This window comes from Candidatus Cloacimonas sp. (assembly GCA_039680785.1).
In the GTDB taxonomy this organism is placed as follows: Bacteria; Cloacimonadota; Cloacimonadia; order Cloacimonadales; family Cloacimonadaceae; genus Cloacimonas.
On record JBDKSF010000025.1, the window covers coordinates 19,128 to 46,076 of the forward strand.

The window sequence follows — 26,949 nt, forward strand, 5'->3', positions numbered from 1 at the left end:
TTACCAGGTAAAATTAAGGCCGGCATTAAGGGAGATATTATTCTCACGCACTTTATCAGGATTTTCCCAACCGCGATTTTGTAAAGTAATATGCGAATTTGGCCACAAGACATAAGTGGAAGAGCCGGTATAGGTTTTATCGTTATAATAGGCATCACCGAACATATCCACAGCTTCATATTCACGCCAAGAATAGCCAAAACCGAGATCAATTTTCAAATTATCCATCAGTTTGATACTGCTGCCACCGGTAATCATAGGGGTAACAATTTTGTTGGCATGATATAAAGTTACAGGAAGGTTATTTTCATCCGTGCCTTCTTCAGTTGTGACATACCAGTTATTAACTGCCTGAAAACCAAGCCGTAAAGGCATAAAATTCACTACCTGATGTTCTACTCCAGCATAAAAATTGACCACATCATCATAGCGTTTATGAATTTCGCTGTAGGCAACATATTCTATATCCATATTGAATTCGGTGCGAACAACATTACGAGGGGTATAAACAAAGCCGAAACGAATTTGAGTGGGAAGCTTGTAATCCTCTTTGATAGCTGTATTGACACTATCTACGGCAGTATTCCGATAGGCATCTCTTTTGTAATAATAGCTCCCTTTTTTATCTAAAGTGGTTCCGGTAGTGAAAGTTGCCGCCAAACCAATACGATTACTTAAAAGAGCTGAAGCGCCAATTTTAAATTGGTCTCCGCTTAATTCATAATCTTCAATCTCAGTTAATTCCGGTAGATGATATGTCCCTACCTGAGTTATCGCCCAATCGGTCCAGCGAATGGATTTTTCGCGTTTTACATCCCCGGCTAAAATACCATATTCAAAACCTAAATTCAGGTCTATCAGATCGCTTAAACCATAAGCGCCAGAAACAACTATGCCAGTTTTATTGAGGGTGCCTTCACTTTCTATGGCGTTGATGGCTATTTTTTCAGGATATACATCATTATCGGTATTGCGATTGTTCCGAACCTCTTCATAATAATTGGCATCAAAACTGGAAACCGGTTTATAATAAGCACCCAAACCAACGCCCCATTTATTAAAACGGTGCGCATAAAAACCAGCTGGTGCATAATCATCAAAAGTATTGATATTGGAGGAATAGACGGAATCGTCAATATAGTTATCAAAGGAATTATACAAGGGAATACTGCGATTATCCTCATTGCGATTCAGATAAGTATTGGCAGAAACTCCTAAGGTCTTTTTCATCAAAGTAAGGTTGGCAGGATTGTCGGCTATTCCGAAAGCACCCTTGCTATTAAATAAACCAGCTCCTCCCATTGCAAAACTGCGGGCATCAAAAGTGGAATAAGGATTGCCGAAATAGGTATCGGTGATGCTCCAGGCAGAAAGAACTGAAGCAAATATTAAGAGAGTTAAAAGTATGATTGTTTTATGAGATAACATTATTCCTCCACATTAGTAACGGTAGTCAATGCTTAAGCGAATAGTATTTTCGCTATGTTCAACTCTTTGAAAATAAACGGGATCATCCAGCAAAGTAGGATCATCCGCAAGATTATAATTACGGATATTTATTTCTTTATCCTGATAGGTCTTATTTTTAAACTTCAGGTTCAGATACATATTTGGGGAAATGCGACTGGTGAAGGCAACCCATGCTTTGGAACCTTTCTCACCCATAAAATCAATTTCCAGATCTTCCCAATCCCAATGCGAAATTCCATGCCCAAACCAATATAGGAAAGAACCTTGCATTTCTAATGCTTTATTAAAATAGTGAGTATAATTAACCGCTATGTAGTCACCAATCATCAATGTCTGAGCCGCTGCCATAGAATTTTCGCCTTCCGTGGCAGGATAAGTTAAAGATGTATAGGGTGGATTCCAAACCGTGTTATAACGATATTCAAATTCCAAGAAGTCACGATTGGAAAGGAAAGACCGAACTGCTAATGTATATTCGTTGGTCTTGGAAACACCGCGTTCAGCATCATCGTCATAACGATTAACTTGATTTTTATAACGCAACCGCAAACCCAGTTGATAGATAGGGCGAAATTCCAGTTCACTTTGAAATCTGGCGCTTCTGCGTCCGTCGGTTAATCGCTCCCAGAGGTCTAAATAGCTTCTGCCAATGGTGAAATAGCGATTGAATTTGTAGCGGGTTTCAAAATATACACCGCGTTCAGGTTGGGACTGATTTGAGTTTTGATATAGGTCTGCAATTGTAGGATTGGTTAAAGCATAAACATTTTTTTCCAAAATTGTATCTTCAAAACGCTGATGTTCCGAAAAGCTGTTGCTGTAAGGATTATCAAAATCCACATCAATATTGCGGAACAAAGTAATGAAATAGAGGTTTTCAAACAGCGTATGCGCAGACACCAGATATGCCTTGGGGTCATCTCCCAATTTGAGGTCATCGCCTTCTACGGAAAGTTCTGCATATTCACCCTGGATGGAAGTGTTGCCAATCACGGTTTGACCATCGAAACCAATCACTCTTCTATAATCTCGAGTGTAGCTATCCGTTTGAGTGCTATAGAGATTACTGATTTCCGCATTCATATTCTTTACCAACTTGGCATAGTAATACGAATCCCTCAATACAGTAGGTAACAAATAATTATAACCGGGAACCACAAAATGGGCATCGTCATAAATGGATGTATAGGTTGTAAAACCAAGCTTTGTACCTAAAAAAGGATTTACCTGCAGATGCGTTCCCCACAATTTTTCCTGCAAAACATCTTTGCGGGTGGCAAGATTAATATAGTTCATTGCATAGGGGACGCCTGCAGAAATTTCATCATTAAACCATTCTTCTGCTTCCAGCATTGTGTCATCATCATAACGCAAAGTAGGATTAATAAGTGCGAAGACCTTGGTTTTATCTCCCTGAACAGCAGTTCCATCTTCATAATTATAGATATGCTGTCCGTTATCATTAAGATAATATTGCCTGCCATAAAAAGCGGAAGTTGTATCCCTATCAGTATAAATATCGTTACCGAGTTCATCTCTTTTAACTGCATAGCCATCGCTATCAATGTAAGTGAGAGCATCTTTATCGTCAACGGATACAAAAGCTGTAACTCCAAACAAGGGAGTAGTATATTCTACGGCTCCCCCTTTCAAGGAATTTTCTTGAGTTCTGGAAAGGTCTGGAGTGATGCCCAAAATTCTTTTGCTGAAGCCAAAACCGGTTTTGCGGGCACTGTAATAATCCGTATTTTCCATCACTAACCCTTCTCCAAAAGTGGCACGATAATTTCCGGCATAAACCTTCAAACGCGAGTTATATAAACCAGGCATTTCGTTATTTTCATAGCCGACATACCATTTGGAATCGGCTAAAAAGTCCTCTGCTTTTGTGTTGAGCAAGTCCTCTTCGCCTTTTGCGGAATAATGCATCAAACCCAGCTTATAGTTATTTCCATAGCGCATTCTAAGCTTTAACATAAGATCGGGATCAAGTTCATCCAAACCAAAATAACCCCAGTAAGAATTGGTTTTTAAGTGCGGAACCACCACATTGGAAGCATTGTAGTCATTACGCAAAAAACTTTCATGCAACATATCATACTGCCCTTCTTCAAAATAGCGAGTATAATATAATAACGACGCATCACACATCAAACGGTTTTTTACCGGCGGTTCATTGTAATATACATAACTGCGCAAGTTCGTATAACCATAATAAGAAAGACCTTGAGTATTGCGTAAATCCCTTGTATCGGCAATAGTATCACCTTGAGCAACTCTTTTCAAAATGGCAACTGCATCAATGCCAGAAACATTGGGCAAGCTCATAAAATCATCCAAGTGCATTTTGTTGACATTTTGAGGCGTCATTAAATAATCTTCCCAAACATCTGCCATTCCTTCAGAAGCGCCTTCATTACTATCCAGACGTTCCAGTAAATCTCTGATTTCATCTCTGCGAATGGCTGCTTCATCGGTTTCCACATATATGGAAACAGCTACTAAGGGTTTTAGCCGATCGAGCGTCGCTTGATCTATGGAAGGGATTTCTTTTAGCTCATAGATATTATCAAAGACCTTCACAAACTGCCGGTAGTCATAGATATCCTGTGCTTGCTTTTCCGTTATGGGCAATTGATTTAAATCTGCCAAAGAAGCTGTGTTTAAATCTACCTTGGCAAATAAAAACGCTGCACCAAACAGAACGAAGAGCATTACTACAAATTTCTTCATCGCTTTTCCTTAAAGTGCTTTATACTTTGTTCCTTTATAATATAACCACTAATTGACATTCTGCAAGTATCGATAAATCTGTCCAGTTTTTTCTTTGATTTTGGTAGCCATTGCGATTTAGTTTTGTTTTAACTCTAAACCAATTCTTTTTTTACTGCAACGAGATACAGATAGCAACAGGTAATTTTGTTCTTGTTTCGATACTGACAAAGCTGAAGCCCTTGTTTGTTTTGACTCTAAACCGATTCTTTCTTCTACTGCAACGAGATTCAGATAGCAACAAGTAATTTTGTTCTTGTTTCGATACTGACAAAGCTGAAGCTCTCGTTTGTTTTGACTCTAAACCGATTCTTTCTTCTATTGCAACGAGATACAGATAGCAACAAGTAATTTTGTTCTTGTTTCGATACTGACAAAGCTGAAGCTCGGTTTAGAGTTAAAATAAAACTTCTATTCCCTCTCTGAGTAGTTTTTGAACAGTTCATAATTTGGCTGACTGAAAATGAATTCTTGTTTTAACTCTAAACCGATTCTTCCTTCGGCTGCAACGAGATACAGATAGCAACAAGTAATTTTGTTCGTAGTTTGATTCTGACAACGCTGAAGCCCTCGTTTGTTTTGACTCTAAACCGATTCTTCCTTCGGCTGCAACGAGATACAGATAGCAACAAGTAATTTTGTTCTTGTTTCGATACTGACAAAGCTGAAGCTCGGTTTAGAGTTAAAATAAAACTTCTATTCCCTCTCTGAGTAGTTTTTGGACAGTTCGTAATTTGGCTGACTGAAAATGAATTCTTGTTTTAACTCTCAATTTTGAAATCTTAATACCAGCAAAAGTTTGACTCTTTAACCTGTAATTTTAGGGAAGTGGTTTTTTTGATGCCTTCGCAAAATTGAAAGTCAAAAGCAAGCATTTTGTTTTGACTCTAAACCGATTCTTTTTTTACTGCAACGAGATACAGATAGCAACAAGTAATTTTGTTCTTGTTTCGATACTGACAAAGCTGAAGCTCGGTTTAGAGTTAAAATAAAACTTCTACTCCATCACAGCGTATTTTTTGAACAGGTTATAATTTGGCTGACTGAAAATGAATTCTTGTTTTAACTCTCAATTTTGAAATCTTAATACCAGCAAAAGTTTGACTCTTTAACCTATAATTTTAGGGAAGTGGTTTTTTTGATGCCTTCGCAAAATTGAAAGTCAAAACAAGCTGTCTGTATCGGTAAAAATGGAGAAGGAAAACCTTTCTTTCTATATTGATGTAGGGATAACTCCAATAGTAAAAAAAAATTATTGGCAATGTGGACAAAAATCAACAGATAAAATTAGCTTAAGAGCATAAAAAATCTCTGTAAATTTGCTATCCAATGTCAATGTTAATTTCCGATGTGGTTTTGTAAGTGCTTCCTAATCAAACTAATAGCAATATGGTCAGTAAACGGCAAATAAAATATTCGCTAAATATCTCCCTATTTTTATTCTGCACTCTATCTAATATTTCAAAAATATGATAATTTCTTTACTCCCATTTTTCAGTTTTTTGCTTGACAGAGTTCTTGCTTTTTGATTAAAGAGAATTAGTATTTATAGGGACTCTGAAATGAACTTCGGTTAAGAATAAAAAAAATTTGAAATATAAGAAGAAGTATATCCAAGGAGGATATGATGTATAAGAAACTATTGATCTTATCAGTCATTTTATTGTGGGCTATAGTGTTAGTAGGAGCAACAATAACTTTGAATTATGTGGGAATTAAAGGACCGAGTAGTAATCCTGTAATTCCCGGGCAAACTGTCTATATAAAAGTAGAATATACTCTCAGTGGTTTTAATTCAGAATTTGGGATAGTAAATGGTGTTTGTGCCTCTACTTCAGGTCCTTATGATAAAGCACGAATTTATTGGTATTCAAGTTCGGATGGAACTGGAAGTTATTTATCTTTCACTGATGTTACTGCAACTCAAATAAACAGAACTGGAATAACAGATAATGCTTACACAGATGAAGTGCAAATTACTTTACCGACATATACAGGAGCTAATAGTTTTAAAATCAGGGTTAGAGTGTATGGTGATGATGGAGAGGGAAATACTATAACATCCGGTTTAGTAATATCTACCGGCCATTTTACCGGTTATAGTGCCTATCTTCAAATAAATACAAATACTGCACCTTATGCTACAAATGTTATAATTACTAATCCGTTATATGCTAAGGTGGGGCAAACTATTTATGGCGATTATGATTATAATGATGACACATTTAATGAAGAAAGCGGAACCATTTTGCATTGGTTAAGAAGTGACAGTCAATCAGGAACTTATACTGAGATAGATGGAGCAACAAGTAAAACCTATACAGTTGTTCAAGATGATTTAGGAAAATATCTAAAATTTGAGGTTACTCCTAAAAATGGAGTAGAACCAGGAACCGGGGCTACTGTTCTAAGTGATCCGACAGGTCCGGTTACTGGAACTCCGAGAATAGAATTCAATGCATCCTATAAAACAATAACAGAAACTACAGACAACGATGGATCTGTTAGTTCTGATACATACCTTAGGATAGATGCTGTTAATACTTCTTTTAATACAGGAATTTCTGTCTCAGATATTATATCAGTGCAAAATCTGCCAGAGGGTCTTCACATAGCAAGTTTAGTTTGTGAAAATGTTTCATATATTGATGTTTATCTTTCTGGAAGAGCCACTTATCACGAATATGCAGCCATTGTAAGTAATTTTAAAATTACTGTTGATGATGCGAAATTAGTTGGAGTTAGTGGAGATAAACAAACGACTAACAGTTGTACTATTAATTTTACCAACAATCCTCCTAAAAATTTAGCTTTAAATAGTGTAGGCAATAACTATGTTAAAATAACCTGGGTAAAGCCGGATGGTTTGAAGAGTTCGGGAAGTGGTCTGCGGAATTTTTATATCTATCGTAATAATTCCTATTGGACGAGTGTTAGTCCTACTACTTATAGCTATACTGATAATAGTGTTTCTAATGGGACACAATATACATATAAGGTTATGGCAGAATATATTAACGGGACAGACGAGACCACAGAAGATATAATTTTAGCAACACCACTGGCGATTACTGCATTTTCTTTCAGTTCTCCTTCTGCAACGGGGACAATTGATCATATCAATAAAACCATCAAGGTAGTTGTCCCGAATGACACTAATGTTACTAACTTAGTTGCTAATTTTACAGCTCCCGGGGCAACTGTAAAGGTTGGAACAGCAACTCAGACCAGTGGCACAACTGCAAATAATTTCACTAATCCTGTAACCTATATTTTAACGACCAGTAGTGATGCTTCCACTTGTTCTTATGTAGTGACAGTTTATAAGATGTTAGCAACTCCTACAACACAAGATGGAAATATAACCACTTCCAGCATTCAAGCAAAGTGGGGTTCGGTTTCAGGTGTCTCAAATTATTTACTGGATGTTTCCACTAACAGCGGTTTTTCCAGTTTCCTTCCCGGTTATCACGATACGAGTATAACTTCTACTTCTTGCACTATTAATGGCCTGAACTATAATACAACCTATTATTATCGGGTAAAGGCAGTTGCCAGTGATCCGGACTTGAATAGTAATTATTCTACTACTAAATCAGTTACAACTAACAATGTTTCCGCAGGCACAGGTAGCACAGAAATCAATAGCAGTGAGGAAACCACAATAAATGTAGGGGATTATGTTTCCGGGCACGGAACTGTTACTCCTACTGTGAAAGTGCATCCTACCAGTTTTAGTCCTTCTGACAATGATATCATTAATGTTTCAATGGGTTATGGAACAGTTGTCCCTCAAGGTTTAATCTATACACTTGCCTTTGCTAACCATACTATTGGCAACGGAACTTTTACTCTTTCCTATTCTGGATTGTATTATGACCCTAAAGATATTGGTTATATCTTAGATGACGGAGAATTGCATTCAATAGGCGTGTTAGGTGTTAATACCACAAATAAGACCATTACTTTTACTATGAGCGGATTAACCAAAGGTAGCAAATCCGCACATACACTAAAAATAATTACCAATGATGGCAGCGATCAGACCCTTCCCGTTGTTCTTTCCTCTTTTACAGCCACTTTAATGGTTCAGGGTAAAGTGCGTCTGGATTGGGTAACTCAATCGGCATCAGGTTTAACTGGCTTTAGAGTTTTGCGCAATACTGTGGCTGAAGTTTCTTCTGCCGTAGTGGTAAGTTCTTTAATTGAGGCAAATAATACTTCCACAGCTGTTTCCTATTCCTTTATTGATAATGAAATTCCCTGCAACGGCACTTATTATTACTGGCTACAGATTGAGGAGCAAGATGGCTATGTATCTTATTCTGCCTCTGCTGCAGTGGAAGTGACCAATGGCGATAATCCCGATATCCCAATTCCGCTCATCACGGCTTTAAATAAACCTTTCCCCAATCCTTTCAATCCTTCTTTGACCATTCCTTTTGATCTTAGCAAGGATGGCAGGGTAACGATTAAAATTTACAATTTGAAAGGTCAGCTGATTAAGAACCTGGTAGATGAAGATAAGAAGGCATCTAACTATCGCATTGTTTGGGATGGAAAAGACAATAGCGGGCACATTGTTTCTGCCGGAACTTATCTTGTGCGGATGAATGCCACCGATTATCAGTCCTCTTGTAAAATTGTAATGGTTAAATAACTAAACGCTTTAGCGATATTGCAGGTGAGTTTTTTGCTCTTCTGCAGAATGCAAGCGTTAAAAAATAAAATGCCGAAAGGTGATACAATGCAAAATATCCCCTTTCGGCTATTTTGTTAATTAGCTGCCAATTAGGTTAAATGTCCTTCTTCTCTTTTTTACTAAATACAATGCCATAAAGGGTAGGATGTCTTTTCCTGCTTACTCTTTCTGCGTGTGCAGCTGGTGATTATCCCGAATCCTTCCCGTGTCGCGATACGGGTTGGATACGGGATGCTGTTTGGCGGGATAGGGTTACCAAGCAAGAAGGGAGCGAGCGAAGCCAAGCAAAATCATTTTCTATAACGGCGTATGCAAAAAAGCCATTGACAGATTTGGCATAGATAAGTTTATGACTAAATATAAAGTATTTTATATAAAGATAAAGCTATGGAGGATAAATGAATACGAGTAAACGACTTTACCTTTTCGGAAATGGAAAAGCCGAAGGTAGTGCAGAAATGAAAAATCTTTTAGGTGGAAAAGGTGCCAACCTTGCAGAAATGAATCTGATTGGGGTTCCTGTTCCTCCCGGATTTACTATCACTACTGAGGTCTGCTCAGAATATAATCAGCTGGGTTCTGCCAAATTACGAGAAATTTTATTGAGCGATGTTCAGGCGGCTGTTCAGCATATAGAAAACATTATGAAAATGCAATTCGGCTCGGCTGAAAATCCACTTTTGGTTTCAGTTCGCTCCGGTGCCCGGGCTTCAATGCCTGGAATGATGGATACAATCTTAAATCTGGGGTTGAATGACACTACAATTCAGGGCTTAATTCAAAAAACCAACAACGAAAGATTTGCCTGGGATAGTTATCGTCGGTTTGTGCAAATGTATTCGGATGTGGTTTTAGGCCTAAAACCTGCCAGCAAAGAAGAACATGATCCCTTTGAAGTGATCATAGACAAAGTTAAGAAAGAAAAAGGCATAAATAGCGATCTGGAACTGACTGCAGAAGATCTGAAGCGTTTGGTGGTTCTTTTCAAAGAGGCAGTGCAGGAAAAAACCGGCAAAAAATTCCCCGATGATCCCTGGGAACAGCTTTGGGGTGCAATTTTTGCCGTTTTTGACAGTTGGAATAATGACCGTGCCATATTCTATCGTAAACTGAATAACATACCCGATGAATGGGGAACTGCCGTAACGGTTCAGGCAATGGTTTTTGGTAATATGGGCTTTACCAGTGCCACAGGTGTCGCTTTTACGCGAGATGCCGCTACGGGTGAAAATATGTTCAATGGCGAATATTTGATCAATGCTCAGGGTGAAGATGTGGTTGCCGGAATTAGAACTCCGCAACAAATCACCAAAATTGGCTCCCAACGCTGGGCAAAACTTGCTGGAATCAGTGAAGAAGAACGCCAAAATAAATATCCTTCTCTGGAAGAAACAATGCCAGAGACCTATTTGGAGCTGTTTGAAGTGCAGAGGAAGTTGGAAAATCACTATCGCGATATGCAGGATATGGAATTTACTATTCAGGAAGGAAAACTCTGGTTGTTGCAAACCCGAAACGGGAAAAGAACCGGAGCTGCGATGGTTAAAATCTCAATGGATATGCTGCGCGAAGCGATGATTGATGAAAAAACCGCTCTTAACCGCATAGAACCTGCCAAACTTGATGAACTATTGCATCCAGTTTTTACTAAAGAAGGTTTGGCAAAAGCAAAAGTGATTGCCAATGGTTTACCTGCTTCTCCAGGCGCGGCTACCGGACAAATTGTCTTTTTTGCCGATGATGCTGAATCTTGGGCTGCCAATAACAAAAAAGTTATCCTTGTGCGTTTGGAGACCTCTCCTGAGGATTTACGCGGGATGAATGTGGCTCAGGGTATTCTTACTGCCCGAGGTGGAATGACTTCTCACGCTGCAGTCGTAGCCAGAGGAATGGGAAAATGCTGTGTTGCTGGAGCGGGTGCGCTGCAAATTGATTATAAAAATAGAACGATGACGGTGAAAGGCATTGCTTATAAAGAAGGAGATTGGATTTCTTTAAACGGTTCTACCGGCCAGGTTTTGGAAGGTAAAATTGACACACAAGACCCTGAACTTAGCGGTGATTTTGGCGCTATTATGCAACTTGCCGATAAATATACCAGAATGAAAGTTCGCACTAATGCTGATACTCCCAAAGATGCTTCCGTAGCCAGAAATTTTGGTGCGCAGGGAATTGGTCTTTGCAGAACGGAACATATGTTCTTTGAGGGCGATAGAATTAAAGCAATGCGGGAAATGATTTTAGCGGAAGACGAAGCTGGACGCCGCAAAGCATTGGGAAAACTGTTACCTATGCAAAGATCTGATTTTGAAGGTATCTTTACGGCAATGAACGGATTTCCCGTTACTATCCGTCTTTTAGACCCCCCCTTGCATGAATTTGTACCTCAAGAGGAATCCGCTCAAAAAGAAATTGCGGACGAATTGGGAATGCCTCTCGAAAAAGTTAAGACGCGTGTTACTTCTTTGCATGAAGTTAATCCGATGCTTGGTCACAGAGGATGCCGCTTAGGGAATACTTATCCTGAAATTACGGAAATGCAAACTCGGGCTATAATTGAAGCGGCGTTAGCAGTAAAAGGCAGAGGAATTACGGTTTTACCTGAAATTATGGTGCCCTTAACCAGTACCGCGGCAGAATTTGAAATGCAGGAAAATATTATCCGGGCAACGGCGGAAAAAGTATTTGCCGAAAAGCAGGATAGAGTGGAATTTTTAGTGGGAACTATGATTGAAATACCGCGTGCCGCTTTAACTGCTGATAAAATTGCGGAGAGAGCAGAGTTTTTCAGTTTTGGAACCAACGATTTAACTCAGATGACCTTTGGTTTTTCTCGCGATGATGCCGGTGTGTTTTTGCCCATCTACTTGGAAAAGAATTTGTTAAAACAAGATCCCTTCCAGATTCTGGATAGAGAAGGCGTTGGTCAATTGGTAAAAATGGGAACTGAACGCGGTAGAAAAACCCGTCCTAATTTGAAAGTGGGAATATGCGGTGAGCATGGTGGCGAACCCAGTAGTGTGGAATTTTGCCATTTAGTTGGTATGAACTATGTTAGCTGCTCTCCATATAGAGTTCCTATTGCCCGCGTGGCTGCTGCCAGAGCTGCTTTAAACGATTAAAAGATAAATAAGTTAATATAGCCGGAAGATGCCATTCTTCCGGCTTTTTTGTTTGTGCGATATTTTTAAGCACACAAGCAAAATAATTACATAGACAGTTGCCTAAATAAAGGAGGGTTGACCTCCTGGTCAACCCACAACAAATAAACTATCAGGTAATCCCAAAATAAAGCGGAAACAGTAAAACTCGGTTGTCAGGTGAACGACGAGGACATCGTTCTTTCTTGAATACTCTCTCACAGATTTATTTTCAATGGCTTCTTACAGTGGGGGCAGAATGCTTTTTGGCAGAGATAAAAAAAAGGAGGAATTAAATCCTCCTTTAATATTTGCAGTATTATGCTTTTCTTATCTTAGGCCTTGGGACATTGCTTCTCCCAGATCAAAGATAGGAAGATAGATTACGACGATTATGCTACCAACAATCACAGCCATAAAGATAATTAACAATGGTTCTATGAGTGAGGTTAAACGGTCAATAACCGAATCTACCAGTTTCTCATAAAATTCCGCTGCTTTGGATAACAATTTATCCATATCTCCTGTTTCTTCACCAGTAGAAATCATTTGCAGCAAAGTGGGAGGAAACATCCCAGTTCTTCTGAAAGCATTGGCAACTCCGTAGCCCTCTTTAACCAAAACTCTTGCTCTGCGGACGGCACCTTCTATAACTGCATTCTGGACAACATTTTCCGTCAATTCCATAGTATCCATTATGGGAACTCCTGCTGCCATTAAGATACTGAAAGTGCGGGAGAACTTACTCATAATAGAATTGGTTAAAACTTTACCAATCACTGGAATTTTCAGCTTAATACTATCAAAAACATATCTTCCTCTGTCCGTTAAATTAACCAGGAAAAAGACGAATACAATAAGAATTATAAGCAATATCGTTACGAAGAGATTATCGGTGATAAAATTACTGATATTGATAGCTATCGTAGTTGGGGCAGGAAGATTGGCATGGAAATTTGCATACACATCCGCAAACATTGGAATAATGTAATAAAACATACCCCACACGACAAATGCTAAAAATACAACTATGAAACAGGGATATGCTAATGCACTATATACCTTACGCCGAGTATCTTCCATTTTTTCCAGGTAATCAGCCAATTCATCTAAAACAGTGTGCAATGTTCCTGAAACTTCACCCGCAGTCACTAAAGCCACATAAAGAGGGTTAAACACACCGGGATGCTGTTGCATTGCTTCCGAAAGAGAATATCCTTTGCGGATATCATCCGATAGTTTTCGCAAGACCTTGGCGAATTTTTTGCTTTTTTCTTCCTTTTCCAGGTCTGAAATTGCTTTTTCGATAGTAAGACCCGCAGAAAACATAGTGGAAAGCTGACGCGTAAAGAAAACAAGGGTCTTTAAGCTGACACCCGTTCTCCATTTATAAAAAGCGAGCATAACTTTGTCAAAAAGAGATAGTTTGCCCTTAAAAGCACCTTCTGCAGCTGCTTTTACACTGATGATTGTGCTGCCTTCTTTAGCCAGCTTGTCAACTGCCATATCAAGGGTTTCGGCTTTAATCATACCCTCAACTCTGGCTCCTTTGGCATCCTTAATAATGTAAGCGAAATTTGGCATTGCGATTTACCTTCCTAAAATTATTCAACTACGGTCATTTTGATGACTTCACGGATAGTAGTTATCCCTTTCTTCATTTTGTTGATAGCTGCATCATGCAAAGTGCGCATCCCGTTTCTTAAAGCTGCTTCTCTGATTAAATCTTGATTGCCGCCTTCATAGATAATCTTGCGGACTTCCGGATTTATCGTAAGTAGCTCAAATATTCCTTCTCTGCCAGAAAAGCCGGTATTATCACAATGGACACAACCCGCGCCAATCTTGAAATTGATTTTAGAAGCTTCTTCAGGGGTTAAGCCAGCATCCTTGATTTCTTGTTCAGAAGGAGTATAATCCTTGATGCAGTGTTTGCATATTTTGCGCACTAAACGCTGAGCCATCACTAATGATAATGAAGAACCAACCAGATAGGGTTTGATGCCGATATCTATCAAACGCGTAATAGTAGCCGGTGCATCATTGGCATGCAGTGTGGTAAAAACCAAATGACCGGTTAGAGAAAATTTGATGGCTATATCTGCCGTTTCTTCATCACGAATTTCTCCGATGAGGACAATATCGGGGTCTTGACGCAAGACCGAACGCAAAGCAGAACCGAAAGTTAGCCCTATTTGTTCTTTTGTTTCAATTTGGGTAACACCTTCCAAACGATATTCAACCGGGTCTTCCACCGTTATGATATTGGATTCTATATCTTGAATCTCTTTTAAGGAAGCGTGCAAAGTAGTGGATTTTCCGCTTCCGGTTGGTCCAGAAACAATAATTATTCCATAAGGTCTGCGAATGACCTTTTTGAAAATAACCATATCTTCGGCTTCAAAACCCAAAGTAGTTAGTTTGAACCCGAATTCGCCTTTATCCAAAAGACGCATCACAACTTTTTCACCCAAGACCGTAGGCGTAATTGAAACACGCACATCCACGCTTTTTAGCGTTGTCTTTAAAGCAATGTGACCATCCTGAGGTAATCTGCGTTCTGCTATGTTTAATTTACTCATCACTTTTACGAGGGATATTAAACTGGCATGCATACCAATGGGTGGAGTCATAACTTCTCGTAAAGCACCATCTACTCTGAAACGAATGCGTGATACTTTTAATAACGGTTCAATATGAATGTCGGTAGCTCCTGCTTTAATTGCTTCGTTGATAATAAGATTGATCAGTTTTACTACCGGCGCATCTACATCTTCTGTAGCTGCCGCGATTGTAATTTCGTTCTCCTCATCATCAACGGCTACAAATTCAAAACCGCCTACTGCATCTTCCACTTGAGAAGTTGTGCGAATACTTTTATAATATTTCTCTATGGCATCGTGCAAACTTGATTCACTGATGAGAATTGGCTTAACTCGTTTACCTAAAAGCTTTTGTAAACTATCCAGAACATTCAAATTTTCCGGATCAGCCATTGCAACAACGATACCATCGCCTTCTTCACGTAAAGCTATTACTCTATTTTCGGTTGCATATAGCTCCGGAATTAAACTTACAATTTCTATATCAAGGTCCATCAGCTCCTTATCTTGTGCAATCTCGTATCCCAGTTGCTGATGTAAGGCAGTAAGTAGTTCATTTTCGGTTATATACCCAAGCTTGATTAGGGTCTCACCAATTTTCAAACCGAAATTACTTTGCTTTACCAATGCCTCTTTTACTTGATCTTCTGTTAAATATGCCTCGTGAACAAGGATTTCTCCCAGACGGGCAAATTGGGGATTATAAACCATTACTTTATCCTTCTTTGACTATAAAACATATTTTTTAATCAGCGGGTTGGAAAATCCAACCCGCTAACCAGATTTCATTATTATATTTTTACCAAGGCGCTTGTCCAGGGTAGAGTATCAAAGTAACAGATACTTCCCTGTTCAGTAATGCCTCCAGTAATGTTCCTCTGATTCCTTTAGGGGTAGGAACGGGAACACCCTGAGCCGGAGGATTGCATTCATCTGCTTTATAGGCAACTCTACCCAGTGCACATCCATCATCATTAGTTAGTAGTAACCACCATTCGTTAACCGGTAAACTGGGATCATATAACCCATTTGGATTTTGAATACAATGTCCTCCATCAGTTGGCAGGAGCATAACCTTAGCATTATGAACAGGGCTACCCTGTCCATCCGTAACATAGAAATATACATTGGTATATTCGTAGCTCGTCTGTCCAGCATCGAACATCAAAACGCGCGGTTGGGCTTCTATCATAGCTTCCGGTGCGTTTAACGGAAGGATACAATCTGTATCTCCAAAAACAGCATTACCATCGGGATCTTCTCCACAATTGGCTCTGATGGTTATAATATCATAAGTCATAGTTCCAGGGTAAGTTATGTAAGTATATGCTACACCTTCTGTGGAATCACCATCGGCATTAACATTGCCTACATAGGACTGTGCTATAATTTGACACCCAGGATTATTTACAATGGAGAACCAGACGGAAGTTCTATAATCAACGGGGTTATTATATCTATCTTTCACGATGGCTCCGCATTGAACACGCCATAAACCACCCCCGTAATCATCTCCGGAATCAAATCCGCTGACGAAGGAAATAATTCCCCCCAAAACTGGTGGACCTGCGTGAATGACAATATTTGATTTTAGAGAATAGATATACCGATTATGATCGCTGCTTACCCAAGAAGCTCGAATTGTAACAATACCGGAATCTATTCCGCTATTTATGGAGACCTGTGCTTCGCCTCCATTGGAAATAACCTCCACGGAATCCTGTTGCGGATACCCATTAAGATTGGCACCTTCGGGAGCATTTGTATTGGATATCCTGAAATAGACCTTCTGGGGGACATCAATCAAATTACCATTAATATCCCTTAATTTCACCCTTAATATGGCTGATTGTAAACCGCCTGTATTGGCAACATTCAGATTTATTTGCTCCGTTTGAGTAAAATCCAAGGAATATAATTCACTGGAAGTAATCATAAAGATCGTAATTACCTGTAAAGTATCACTATTAGCGGTTGCTTTAATTGTAGCGGCACCTGCTGATAAGCCAGGTGTAAATCTTACTGAAGCAACACCATCTGTTTGTGTATTCTGAGTCACTGTTTGAGTTGTATTCAAGAATGAACCTAAATCAGTAGAGAATTTGACCGGCTGAGAAGCACAAGCATTACTGTAAATATCAGTTAAAGTAGCTCGTGCAAAAATCCAATTAGGACTATTAACCGAACTTGTATCTGCGTGAATAAGTTCATTATTAACTTGAACATATGTTTTCAAATCAATATTTGCCGGTCGTCCGGGTCTAATTTCAACCTCTTTGGACTCAGATACACCTCCTATAGTTGCCGATATAACAGCGTTTTCTGAATCCGAAGCAGTTGTGGCATCTGTCCAAGAGTTATATCGTATTGATGCTCGCCCATTTACAGTAGCAACAACTACGCTCGCTCCTATTTCATTATCTTGGCTATCTACAAAACGACCCTTAGTGCAGGCGAAAGTAACCATTGTATTGTCTGGAACCTGATCACCTTCCTCATTGACGGGGAAAGCCATTACATTAATGGATTGCATTACTATCATAGGGAAGGGTTGAACTAAGCTGGGAAGGCGTAAATTTACCGTTTCTATAGGGGGAATGGGTCTGATTTCTATATTGATGGAAGTGGAATCCTGCCAGATTAGTGAATCTCCCTCTGTATTGTAGTTTCGGACAATTGCTGAAATGGTTGCCATCCCTACATCCAGATCATCATAAAAAGTAGTTTTGGCGACACCGCTGCTATCTGTAGCTACATCGGTTAAAACCCTACCCAGATTGGTCTTGAATTTAATCATCTGGTTAGAAACGCCGAAACCTTCTCCATCTTTCACTTCTACGGAGATAATAGAATAGGTAATATTATTATCGGCATAGATAACTGTAGGATTGGCAGTAACTCTGGTTATATGTCTTTCCTCAGAAGGAGAGGGAGGAATTACTTCCGGTGCTAAAACTGGAGGTGGATTCCTTTTATCGCAGCTGGCGCTGAAACCGATTAAAATGATCATTAGTAAGGTGAGAATAGACATTAGAGAGCTATTATTCTTCATTCTTGTTTCTCCTCTTCTTGTGCTTCGTCTTCGTACTGAATTAAAGTACGAGTTAACCTTTTGTCCACTTTAGGGGTTGGACTGATTTCTTGCATAGAGACAAGTCGGGGGGTAATTTCTATAATCAAGTCAGTATTTTCCACTGTTTCATAGCGATGCTGGAATACTTTTCCAATAAGAGGCAGATCACCTAAAAGCGGTAACTTGTTGATTTTCTGAGAGATGTTGGAATTTAACAATCCACCCACAATGATCTTATGTTCATTTGGTACCGTAACTGTGGAAGATACTCTGCGAACCTTAGTCCGAGGGACATATCCACCTACAAGCTCTGTAACTGAACTTACTTCCGGATTGATGTTCATAGTGATGTTACCATCTTTATTAACTTTGGGAGTAACATTCAGGATGATACCTGTTTCCGAACGTTCTACCTGAAGTTGATTTTCGTTATCGGTAACTACAAAAGGAACAACTTCTCCAATATGCATAGTTGCCTGTTCACCGCTTAATGCTGTTACTCTCGTATCAGTAAGTAATTGAGCGGCATTATTTTCCAGCAGCCAATCAATAGTTACATCAAAAGCAGTCAACTGGCGGCTGAAATGTCCGATATCATCTAAACCATTAATTCTTTGGAAGTATTGTTCATCGGGAACAACTCCAAAATCCGTTGGATTACCATGAGGTAAATAACCAGTTTCATCAGAGTAGTTATAAGGTAAGCCAGTTCCGTACTGATTTACGGGGTCCTCGGCTAAAATAGTGGTTAAATGATCTAATTTACTCCAGTCAACCCCTATTTGTTGAGCTTCATTGAGATGAACTTCAATTAAGCGGACTCTGATTTCTACTTGCTGTTGTTGTGTGTCTATTGATTTTACAAGCTGTTCTACTTCTTTAAAAGTATCAGAATTACCGTAAACCATTATGGCATTCTGCCCTTCTAAAGGCGTAATCTTTCCGGTTGTATTCTGTAAGGCATCACTAACTTTCTTGGCGTCCAGATTGTTTAAATAGATTATATCACTCCGTTCACCAATTTCTTCCATAATGTTTTGTTTTTGTCCCACTAAAAAAGTATTGGAACCAACAACACGATAGGAAAGGCCTGCAGAACTTGCAACCAAAGCGACAGCCGTTTCGATAGGAACTTCTTTGATGTTAATGGTAACTCTTTTTTCATCCTTCTCTGCCGTTCCTGTTTGTTCAATTGCCAGAACAATATTAGTTTTGCTCAGGTTGGAGAGTGCCTTGAATACCGAAGAAAGAGTTGCATCATCAGCGTTAAAAGTCACTTTTGTATCCAATATGGGGTCTCTCTTGATCTGTGCGCTTAAAACAGATACACAGGCAAGAAAAGCAATCATAAGGATAATTACATATTGACTTTTGAAATGTTTAATGTGTTTCATATTTACTCCCAGTATCATTATATATATTACCAATTCCCACTTGTACCAGCCCCGAAAGTTGTTGTCTGTTCAACTGGTTTGGGGGGACGGGGTGCTAATTCAGTAGTATTAATAGTGCCATTATAACTGTAACGGATATTTCTATCCTGTATATCCAAGATATGGCGTCCTTCAACATAATCGCCTACATGGGCTTCATACAATTTACCCTGATATTCTATATAGGCAATTTTATTACCATTCTCATCTCTCGCGGTAGTAGCTAAGCGAAATGTATTCTTCAGCATATTTTCATATTCTTTTTCTCTGTCCACTTTATCCTTAATGATATTACCCTGCCGTAAGGGATCTTTATTGGAATTGAAGACAAACATTTTTCTGTCTTGAATGGAATTCTCAATGGATTTAATTTTTACGAGCAGTGTATCGGAAACGGATTCTTTTGTATGTATTGACTTTTCTGGTATCTTATTCAATGTGCTGTATAAGCTTAAAAGATGAATTCCCATTGCAAAGAGAGAGATCACGATTAGGGCTATTGCCAGGTCTTTAATAAATCTCAGCTGCATCTTATGCCTCCCTCTTCACTTTGAATACAGAAAGCTCCAAAGAAACCCTGTAACGATTGGGTCCATTTTCAGCAGCTACATCTTTTTCAGAAGCTGCCAATGGGCTTATATCCAAAGAATGAATTTTGATAATATTATCCATTGATTCCAGGTCGGAGATAAACTGTCCAATTTGAACATAACTTGCTTCCAGTTCCATAGTATAAGTAGTTTCTACCAGACCTTGAAGAGTAAATTTGTTGCTGTCTGAAAGTTTATTTATGGCGATATTTCTTTGATCAGCCATCTTACCGATTGTGGTTTTAAAAGCATTGATCTCGTCAAAACTAAAACTCGGTTCCCTGGTTAAGCTGTTGTCTATTATCATAGAAAACTGGCTAAGCTGTTGATTCATTATGCGAGCGCTGTTCAATTGTTCCTGAGCTGTTTTGATTTTACTATCCAATTCCTTAATTTTGGAGCGATTTGCATTTACATTGTTGATAGTAAACACAAAGAACAGGATCGTAATCAGCAAAATGCACAGAACGAAGATCAGGTATTTATTCCTCATCTTGCTCCTCCCTCATTTGCTTCTCTGCTGTAACATTCAATCACGAATTCCAAGATAGCAGTATCTTTTACGATTTGTTTTGTTATGGAACCTGATTTGATCCTGGGGAAATCATTACTAATTTCTTGATTAGCTTTTAAACGATCTATGAAGGACTGGATTAAATCTAATTCTCTCACATTTTTGTCCACTTCGGTAATGCCATTTAAAGTAAGAATTCCGTTGGCATAAGAAAATTTGCGAATTGCCAGCTTTTGATCTATCGCGTTACTTAGGGCTATCATTTTCTTTGCCCAGAAGATTCTGTTGTTAAATGTTTGGGCGAGTTTATCCAGGTCTTTGCTGGATAAAAAGTCCTTGCTTGTCTCATAACTTGCCAGTTCTTTTTGTAACTCGTTCAAATATTTTTGGCGGTTTTCTACTCTAACCTTTACCATTCCATTAATATAAAACCAAGCTGCAAGCATAATGATCAATATCAGCGTATAGGTAACTATCGAATTGATAAAAACCTTCTTCTCACGCTCTGCTTGCAGACGCATTTCTCCGAATTTATTAAGGTTTATTTTGAAATAAAATGTATTTTCCATCAGCGAAATCCTCCCCTATTCCAGTCGCATTGCCAAGCCGATGGCTAAAGCAAGTTGCGGGTCTTTTTTATCTTGGAATTTTTCAGGCATTTCCACATTAATAAAAGGCATAAAGATTTCTGTTGGAATTGCTACTTTCTCTTCGACAAATTCTCGTAATCCCTTCAGTTTGGCAGTTCCACCCATAAGATAGATCTTACGAAAATCACTATTTCCTGCTTCTTTAACATAGAAACGCAAGGAGCGACGAACTTCTTCCACAATATTTTCTTCCGTGGATTTTTCCGATATATCAAGCATACTAACGGTTTGAACATTATTAGCATCAGGATTATCTTCCAAACCAAATTCCAGTTTATGCCGCTCTGCTTGGTCCCATTCCATTTGGCGTTTTCGCATTATATCACGCGTAAAATTGTATCCCCCGAAAGGTATATCACGGGCAAACATTTTGGCTTGAGGTCCCCAGATAACCATATTCGTTCTATGCGCTCCCAAATTCAATAATATGTAAACCCCTTCTTCCACGAAAGTATTCAAGATGAAACTGTTAGCAATTGCCAAAGAATCGATATCTATTATGTTTGGTGATAAACCAACATTCATTAGAACATTGGTGTGCTCATTCAATACCTCTTTGGAAGTGGCAGCCAAGAGAATGTTCATATTATTGGTCTTTTCTTCCAGATTAATAACCTGATAATCCAAAATCATATCTGTTCCACTGATAGGAATATGTTTCTTTGCTTCAAAGAAGAGAGCCGATTCCAGTTCTTCATCAGGAAGAAAGATGGTTTTAATCTGTTTGATGCTTGTGTTATCTCCCCCAATGGATGTAACTAAATGCTTTATATGCTTCGGGCTTATTTTTAGCGTATTCAGCATTTCACTTAGCACGGGTCCATACCTATCCGGCCGTAAGTCACTGGGAATATATTCAGTTCCCGTTGGAACAGTAGGGCTTATTTCATAATTCAAGAGCTTGAACCCTTCGTGCAATTTTTTCAAGTGAACAATTTTAATACTGTGAGTTCCAATATCTATACCCACAGTTTCTTTAAATCGAACTTGTTTTTTCTTCTTCATTCTTCCTCTTTATTTATCATATTATTTCACAATAGTATTCTATATTAAGTTTCGAGGCGGCTTTTTCAAAAACCAGCTTCCTTGCGCTAAAGGAAGACGTTCTCCTTGCCGCTTGAAATATGGCCAACAAGGTGGTTTTCTGTTATACATTCGAGTATCATAGTTGTAATTTTTCTTATACCCAACTCCCGTACCAGCAGCTCCGTCATAATGTCTGGTATTTAAAGTTACTACTACATTAGGATTTTGGTATAATTGGACATTAGTAACTATTGTAGGCGAACTGCTATTTCCGCAATAATCTATGGGAGGATTCCATGCACCTCCGGAAGGATATTCGTTATCGTAATAATTTCGGTGCACAAAACCACGCCGGCGTTGATTAACTCCACCCCAGATATTAATGGTTCCTCTCTCACAATAGGGATGAAGTTCAGGCCAAATAGGATTATACCACGGAAAATCAAGCCAGCCGGGCCAAGGATGGGATGAGGATTGAGGCCAATAGTTTCGATGGATATCAATCCAATCAAACAATATCATACCGGCATCGGGAGTATCATTAGCAGGATTAAATTTTACTGCCGGGATAGAACCATGCGGATGCTGATATTCAAAAGTAAAAACACCGTCTTCATGGCAATTTGTTCCTCGTCCTAAAGCTGCCATAGCGGCGTAAATCCAGATTCCATTATCTACAGCAGAATCGGCTCCCATATTAGTATGGTAACGAACTGAATCTGCCTGTCCCCTGTAAGCATATTTTATAATAATGGATTTTTCGGAAACTAATCCTAACATATCATAATCGTTATCAAGCGGAGAATCTCCTATGCTCGTATGCTGATAGAGTAAATCATCAACTAACCACATTGTATCAGTAGAAGCCCAAGTTTGAAAGCCAGAAATAGTTCCTCCTATCCAAAGCTTGCATTCTGCATAATAAGCTCCTCCGTTACGAGCGCTGGTTGAATATGGTGACCAGATTGTATCTGCAACAGGGAAATAGTTTATCGTAGTTTCCGAACCGGGAGCATACGGATAGCCCATAGGGTAAGTAGGATACATAGGCAATTGTTTCCGAGAGGGAATGATTTGACCCTGCCACCCGTCTGCCTGATATCCATCTAAAGTGAGCATCAAGATTTGATCTTCACCCCATGCTGATCCAACTCTATCTCCAAGAGACCTAATTTCAACCATATTTTCAGGGAAATCATATTCATCGTAATGTTCAATTAGTCCACCTCTAAATATGGTGTCGCGGGGATATGTGGCAGGAGTTGAAACAACTTCACCTGATGTAGTTACGATTGCCAAAAAGGTAGGCCATCCATTATTATTACCGCCTCCTGCCTGTTTGATCTGGATATCGGTATTACTGTGAACTGGTCCGTTTATAACATCATAGCCATAGAAATATACATTAGTGTCATTGGGTGATAAATCACTATCAGTAAAATACATAAATACAGGCCCTGTATCTTGGACTAAGGAAAGTTCACCATATTTGCGAGTAAGAGATAAGTTTTTTCTTCCATAATAAACATCCGAGGAACCTGTTCTTCCTTCAACTAAAGAACTTATTTGATAATAAGTAGAGCTTTCGCCTGTAAAACTGCCTTGCATAACGCCCCCTACTTCTACAACATTTTCCTCAGATTCCTTATAGACCTTTTTGGCAACTGATTGCATAGTGTATGTTTTTAGGTAATGGCTGCCACTGACGGAAACCTTCCTTACGGGAGTTCTAATTCCACCCATAATTTCAGGATCTCTTTTTGCTGCTACTTCCAGATATGCCTGGCCTCTACCTGCTTCAGATCTTAATAAATGAGTGCTCTGAACATCTTCCAGTTCAGAATTAGTAGCTATAACATCTCGCATAGCCAAGCTGGACATAGTAAGTCCGCTCATAGCACCAATAACCACAAGTAACATAGCAATGGCGACATTACCGCTTTGATTTTTAAGGATGTTCTTCATAATTAACCTCCTTGGGTTTACGGCGACGACGGCCTTTCCATATTTTTCATAGCCATCGTAGTTTTAAAATGGACACTTCGGAACTCATTCTCCCGAATTTGCACCTTAGTTTTAAGCTCAACATTGATTACACAGAGATTCTCATTTGTCATATATTGAAAAATTGCATTATTGGCATTAGCATCACTAATTAAAAAATCTTCAATAATTACTTTATCTTTCGAACCCGCTTGGGGAAAGATAGTTATGGCGGAAGGAGAATCTGTACCATGGTGCCTGTAATCCATTTTGATTACACCATCATGCAAATAGTACTTTACATAATCATCCGGATATTGATTGGTAAGAGGCGGAGTAATTTGAATACCTTTGCTCACTCCTGGAATTGTAGTCATATTTATTAAAGTGAGTTGCTTGGCACTTGTAACTCCTTCAAATTCAATATCTGATGAACGAGATCCAATATGATAACCGTATTTCAGTATATTTAGGAAGGCAGCTGAATCTTTTTGTAAATCTACATAAGCGTTCAGTTCTTGATATTTTCGGAAAAATATACCTATTCCCATTGTTGCCACTACCATCAATATAGTGGAAATAACGATAACAGCTATCGTTTCAAAGAGGGTAAACCCTTTTTCATTGAGTAAAGAGCATTTCATATTATACTCTAATTATAAAAATCTTCGCGCATACGCACATAATGTTCTTTCTCGGTAACTGGATCCACCCAACGGACTTCTCCGATTACATAATAAAATCCATAAGTATTATTCAAATAATACTCTTCTTCCTTTTGGGCAGTCACATACATTCTACCAGTTATTGTCATCTCTTTTGTCTGATCTATTATTACAGGAACATCTTTGAAGGTATGGAAAGTACCTTCTTTCATATAGAGTGTATATTGCTTTTCCAGCTCTCCCGTCAATATAAAAGTAGCTATTCTTTGTCTGTAGTCACGCGTAATTTGTTTCTCAGCGAATTCTATTCCTATATAGATAGTAAGAACCATAACCGCTATAACGATTGCCACAATCAGAAGTTCAGCCAAACTATACCCTTCCTGAGAACGCAGAACGCTGAATAAAGGTTTTGTCCTTTTCGTTTTTTTGTCCTCAGGTAGGGTATGAATATCTTTCTTCATTCCTAAAAACCTGCTCCGGTAGCAAATTGTTTAGGATTATCAGCAAATTCTTCCGCAATTGTCCGTTCGATCAAATTGTTCATTACCAAGTTATACAAGGACTGATCTCTGGTTTGCATACCTTCCTTTGTACTTGCTTGAATAACGGAGGGAATCTGATAGGTCTTTTCTTCTCGAATCAAATTGCGAACTGCAGCGTTAGCTATCATTATTTCCACGGAAGGAACACGACCTTTACCATCTTTTGTAGGTAAAAGAGTTTGAGCGATAACCGCTTCGAGCGATTCAGAAAGCATAGACCGAACCTGTTGTTGTTGTTCTTTAGGAAACATATCTATGATACGGTCAATGGATTTCGTACAACTTCCAGTATGCAATGTGGCAAAAACCAGATGACCTGTTTCGGCAGCTGTCAACGCCAAAGACACCGTTTCCAAATCACGCATTTCACCAACCAAAATTACATCCGGATCTTCACGCAGAGCACTACGCAAAGCAGCAGTAAAGCTCCAAGTATCATGTCCCAGTTCGCGCTGATTTATTAAACTGTTTTTACTGCGATGCACAAATTCAATCGGGTCTTCAACGGTTATAATATGGCAATTACGGCTGTCGTTAATGGAATCAATCATCGTAGCCAAAGTTGTAGATTTTCCGCTGCCCGTAGGTCCCGTAACCAAAATAAGCCCTTTTTCCTTCATTGTTAACCGTTTTAGAATATCGGGCAGGTGCAATTCATCGTAAGTTTTAATTTCGTTTGGAATTACACGAAAGGCACAGGATACACCATTAATTTGATGGAAAGCATTAACCCTGAATCGGACATCGTTACTTAGTTTTGTAGAAAAGTCAATCTCCAAATTCTTTTTAAAGAGTGCTTGTTGTGATTCATTCATCACTCCATAAACAAGGGTTTCTACCTCTTCCGGGCTTTGGATGGGAAGATTTAATTTTTTCATACGGCCATTAACACGCACCATAGGATGTGCGCCAGAGGCAATATGAAGATCTGATGCTCCAGCTTCTGCTGTAAAGCGTAATAATTCATGAATTGTCAATTTAATATCCTCCCGATAATTAGTCGGTCTCCATTCCTCCGGTGTCTGGATTAGTCCATGTATCTATACCATAACCATGGAATTTGGCATCTTCAACATCATACCAAACCTGCTTTCCTTCACCGCCTGCAAAGTCCTGAGTAGAAGTGGCAATATACTTCTTGGGGGGATTACCGACAACTTCAAATTTCCAATTTTTAATAGTGCTTTCACCCAGATTAGCTTCTTTCAGAGCCAGCTCAATCGTGAATCCTTCAGTTGTTCCATTGGTTTGCATATAAATATCGTAGGTCTTGCGAATAGTGTTTATAGCAGTTTGAGCTTCCGTGCTACGAGATTTTTCCACATATCGTAAATAACGAGGAACGGCTAAAGCCGCCAGAATGGCTACAATAATAACCACCACTAAGATTTCAATCAGGGTAAAACCCTTTTGGTTTTTCAGTTTCCTGAGCATTTTTGTATCCTCCTACAGGATTGATTTTTTTATTTGATTATATATGCACAATGCGTGCCAAAATCTCAGCTAAAAATAAAAATAATCGAGTTTGGGGAGAATAAAAACGCATAATGAATAGCGAAAACTCTCCGTAACTTGTAGATACTTATGCAGTTATAAAAATGCAGGGCTATTGATAAAATAGTTTGGGTTTTCTTCTTAGTCCACCATCATACTTGCATTATAATTTGAAATTTCCAGATTGTTACTTAATACACAATGTAATAAAGTGCATTTGGGTTAATTCAATGCCTTATTTATACCGGGAGGATTAGTTATCCTATCAGTAATTTTTTCTCACTGTAGC

Annotated in this window: 17 protein-coding genes; 2 read left to right on the top strand and 15 right to left on the bottom strand. The window is 38.9% G+C overall.

Annotation, left to right across the window (positions count from 1 at the left end; genetic code table 11):
* Nucleotides 1-1,428 carry a hypothetical protein gene (locus tag ABFC98_01065; GenBank protein ID MEN6444616.1) on the bottom strand — a complete coding sequence of 476 codons (1,428 nt, stop codon included), beginning with the start codon at nucleotides 1,426-1,428 and terminating at the stop codon, nucleotides 1-3.
* Nucleotides 1,429-1,440: 12 nt separating this feature from the next.
* The gene (locus tag ABFC98_01070) at nucleotides 1,441-4,203 is read right to left on the bottom strand and encodes a helix-hairpin-helix domain-containing protein (protein MEN6444617.1); all 2,763 of its coding nucleotides are present in this window, start codon (nucleotides 4,201-4,203) and stop codon (nucleotides 1,441-1,443) included.
* 1,666 nt (nucleotides 4,204-5,869) lie between these two features.
* Between ABFC98_01070 and ABFC98_01075 the strand changes: the two genes are divergently transcribed.
* Nucleotides 5,870-8,902, top strand: coding sequence for a FlgD immunoglobulin-like domain containing protein (locus tag ABFC98_01075; GenBank protein ID MEN6444618.1), 3,033 nt, complete (start codon nucleotides 5,870-5,872; stop codon nucleotides 8,900-8,902).
* Nucleotides 8,903-9,342: 440 nt separating this feature from the next.
* Entirely contained in the window at nucleotides 9,343-12,066 is a 2,724-nt protein-coding gene (gene ppdK / locus ABFC98_01080; GenBank protein ID MEN6444619.1) for a pyruvate, phosphate dikinase, read from the top strand.
* Nucleotides 12,067-12,414: 348 nt separating this feature from the next.
* Here ppdK and ABFC98_01085 read toward each other — a convergent pair whose 3' ends face one another.
* The 13 genes from ABFC98_01085 to ABFC98_01145 all read right to left on the bottom strand — a co-directional run bounded on the left by ABFC98_01085 (nucleotide 12,415) and on the right by ABFC98_01145 (nucleotide 26,600).
* Nucleotides 12,415-13,668 carry a type II secretion system F family protein gene (locus ABFC98_01085; protein MEN6444620.1) on the bottom strand — a complete coding sequence of 418 codons (1,254 nt, stop codon included), beginning with the start codon at nucleotides 13,666-13,668 and terminating at the stop codon, nucleotides 12,415-12,417.
* 20 nt (nucleotides 13,669-13,688) lie between these two features.
* The gene (locus ABFC98_01090) at nucleotides 13,689-15,398 is read right to left on the bottom strand and encodes an ATPase, T2SS/T4P/T4SS family (GenBank protein ID MEN6444621.1); all 1,710 of its coding nucleotides are present in this window, start codon (nucleotides 15,396-15,398) and stop codon (nucleotides 13,689-13,691) included.
* Between the two features lie 88 nt (nucleotides 15,399-15,486).
* On the bottom strand, nucleotides 15,487-17,739 hold the full coding sequence (locus ABFC98_01095) for a hypothetical protein (GenBank protein ID MEN6444622.1): 2,253 nt from the start codon (nucleotides 17,737-17,739) through the stop codon (nucleotides 15,487-15,489).
* Entirely contained in the window at nucleotides 17,736-19,154 is a 1,419-nt protein-coding gene (locus ABFC98_01100) for a secretin N-terminal domain-containing protein (GenBank protein MEN6444623.1), read from the bottom strand. The genes ABFC98_01095 and ABFC98_01100 overlap by 4 nt, the downstream gene beginning before the upstream one ends.
* A gap of 26 nt (nucleotides 19,155-19,180) precedes the next feature.
* Complete coding sequence (locus ABFC98_01105; protein MEN6444624.1) at nucleotides 19,181-19,723, bottom strand: hypothetical protein; 543 nt, start codon at nucleotides 19,721-19,723, stop codon at nucleotides 19,181-19,183.
* Nucleotide 19,724: 1 nt separating this feature from the next.
* A complete protein-coding gene (pilO, locus tag ABFC98_01110; GenBank protein MEN6444625.1) occupies nucleotides 19,725-20,276 on the bottom strand; it encodes a type 4a pilus biogenesis protein PilO in 552 nt (183 codons plus the stop codon).
* Complete coding sequence (locus ABFC98_01115) at nucleotides 20,273-20,866, bottom strand: hypothetical protein (protein ID MEN6444626.1); 594 nt, start codon at nucleotides 20,864-20,866, stop codon at nucleotides 20,273-20,275. Before ABFC98_01115 ends, pilO begins: the two co-directional genes overlap by 4 nt.
* 15 nt (nucleotides 20,867-20,881) lie before the next feature.
* On the bottom strand, nucleotides 20,882-21,952 hold the full coding sequence (pilM, locus tag ABFC98_01120; GenBank protein ID MEN6444627.1) for a type IV pilus assembly protein PilM: 1,071 nt from the start codon (nucleotides 21,950-21,952) through the stop codon (nucleotides 20,882-20,884).
* Nucleotides 21,953-21,991: 39 nt separating this feature from the next.
* Nucleotides 21,992-23,938 carry a hypothetical protein gene (locus ABFC98_01125; GenBank protein MEN6444628.1) on the bottom strand — a complete coding sequence of 649 codons (1,947 nt, stop codon included), beginning with the start codon at nucleotides 23,936-23,938 and terminating at the stop codon, nucleotides 21,992-21,994.
* A gap of 17 nt (nucleotides 23,939-23,955) precedes the next feature.
* Entirely contained in the window at nucleotides 23,956-24,600 is a 645-nt protein-coding gene (locus tag ABFC98_01130; protein ID MEN6444629.1) for a prepilin-type N-terminal cleavage/methylation domain-containing protein, read from the bottom strand.
* An 8-nt stretch (nucleotides 24,601-24,608) separates the two neighbouring features.
* Entirely contained in the window at nucleotides 24,609-25,085 is a 477-nt protein-coding gene (locus ABFC98_01135; GenBank protein ID MEN6444630.1) for a hypothetical protein, read from the bottom strand.
* A 2-nt stretch (nucleotides 25,086-25,087) separates the two neighbouring features.
* The gene (locus tag ABFC98_01140; GenBank protein MEN6444631.1) at nucleotides 25,088-26,143 is read right to left on the bottom strand and encodes a type IV pilus twitching motility protein PilT; all 1,056 of its coding nucleotides are present in this window, start codon (nucleotides 26,141-26,143) and stop codon (nucleotides 25,088-25,090) included.
* A 19-nt stretch (nucleotides 26,144-26,162) separates the two neighbouring features.
* Nucleotides 26,163-26,600: a prepilin-type N-terminal cleavage/methylation domain-containing protein gene (locus ABFC98_01145; protein ID MEN6444632.1), complete on the bottom strand. Its 438-nt coding sequence runs from the start codon at nucleotides 26,598-26,600 to the stop codon at nucleotides 26,163-26,165.
* Between the last annotated feature and the right edge of the window lie 349 nt (nucleotides 26,601-26,949).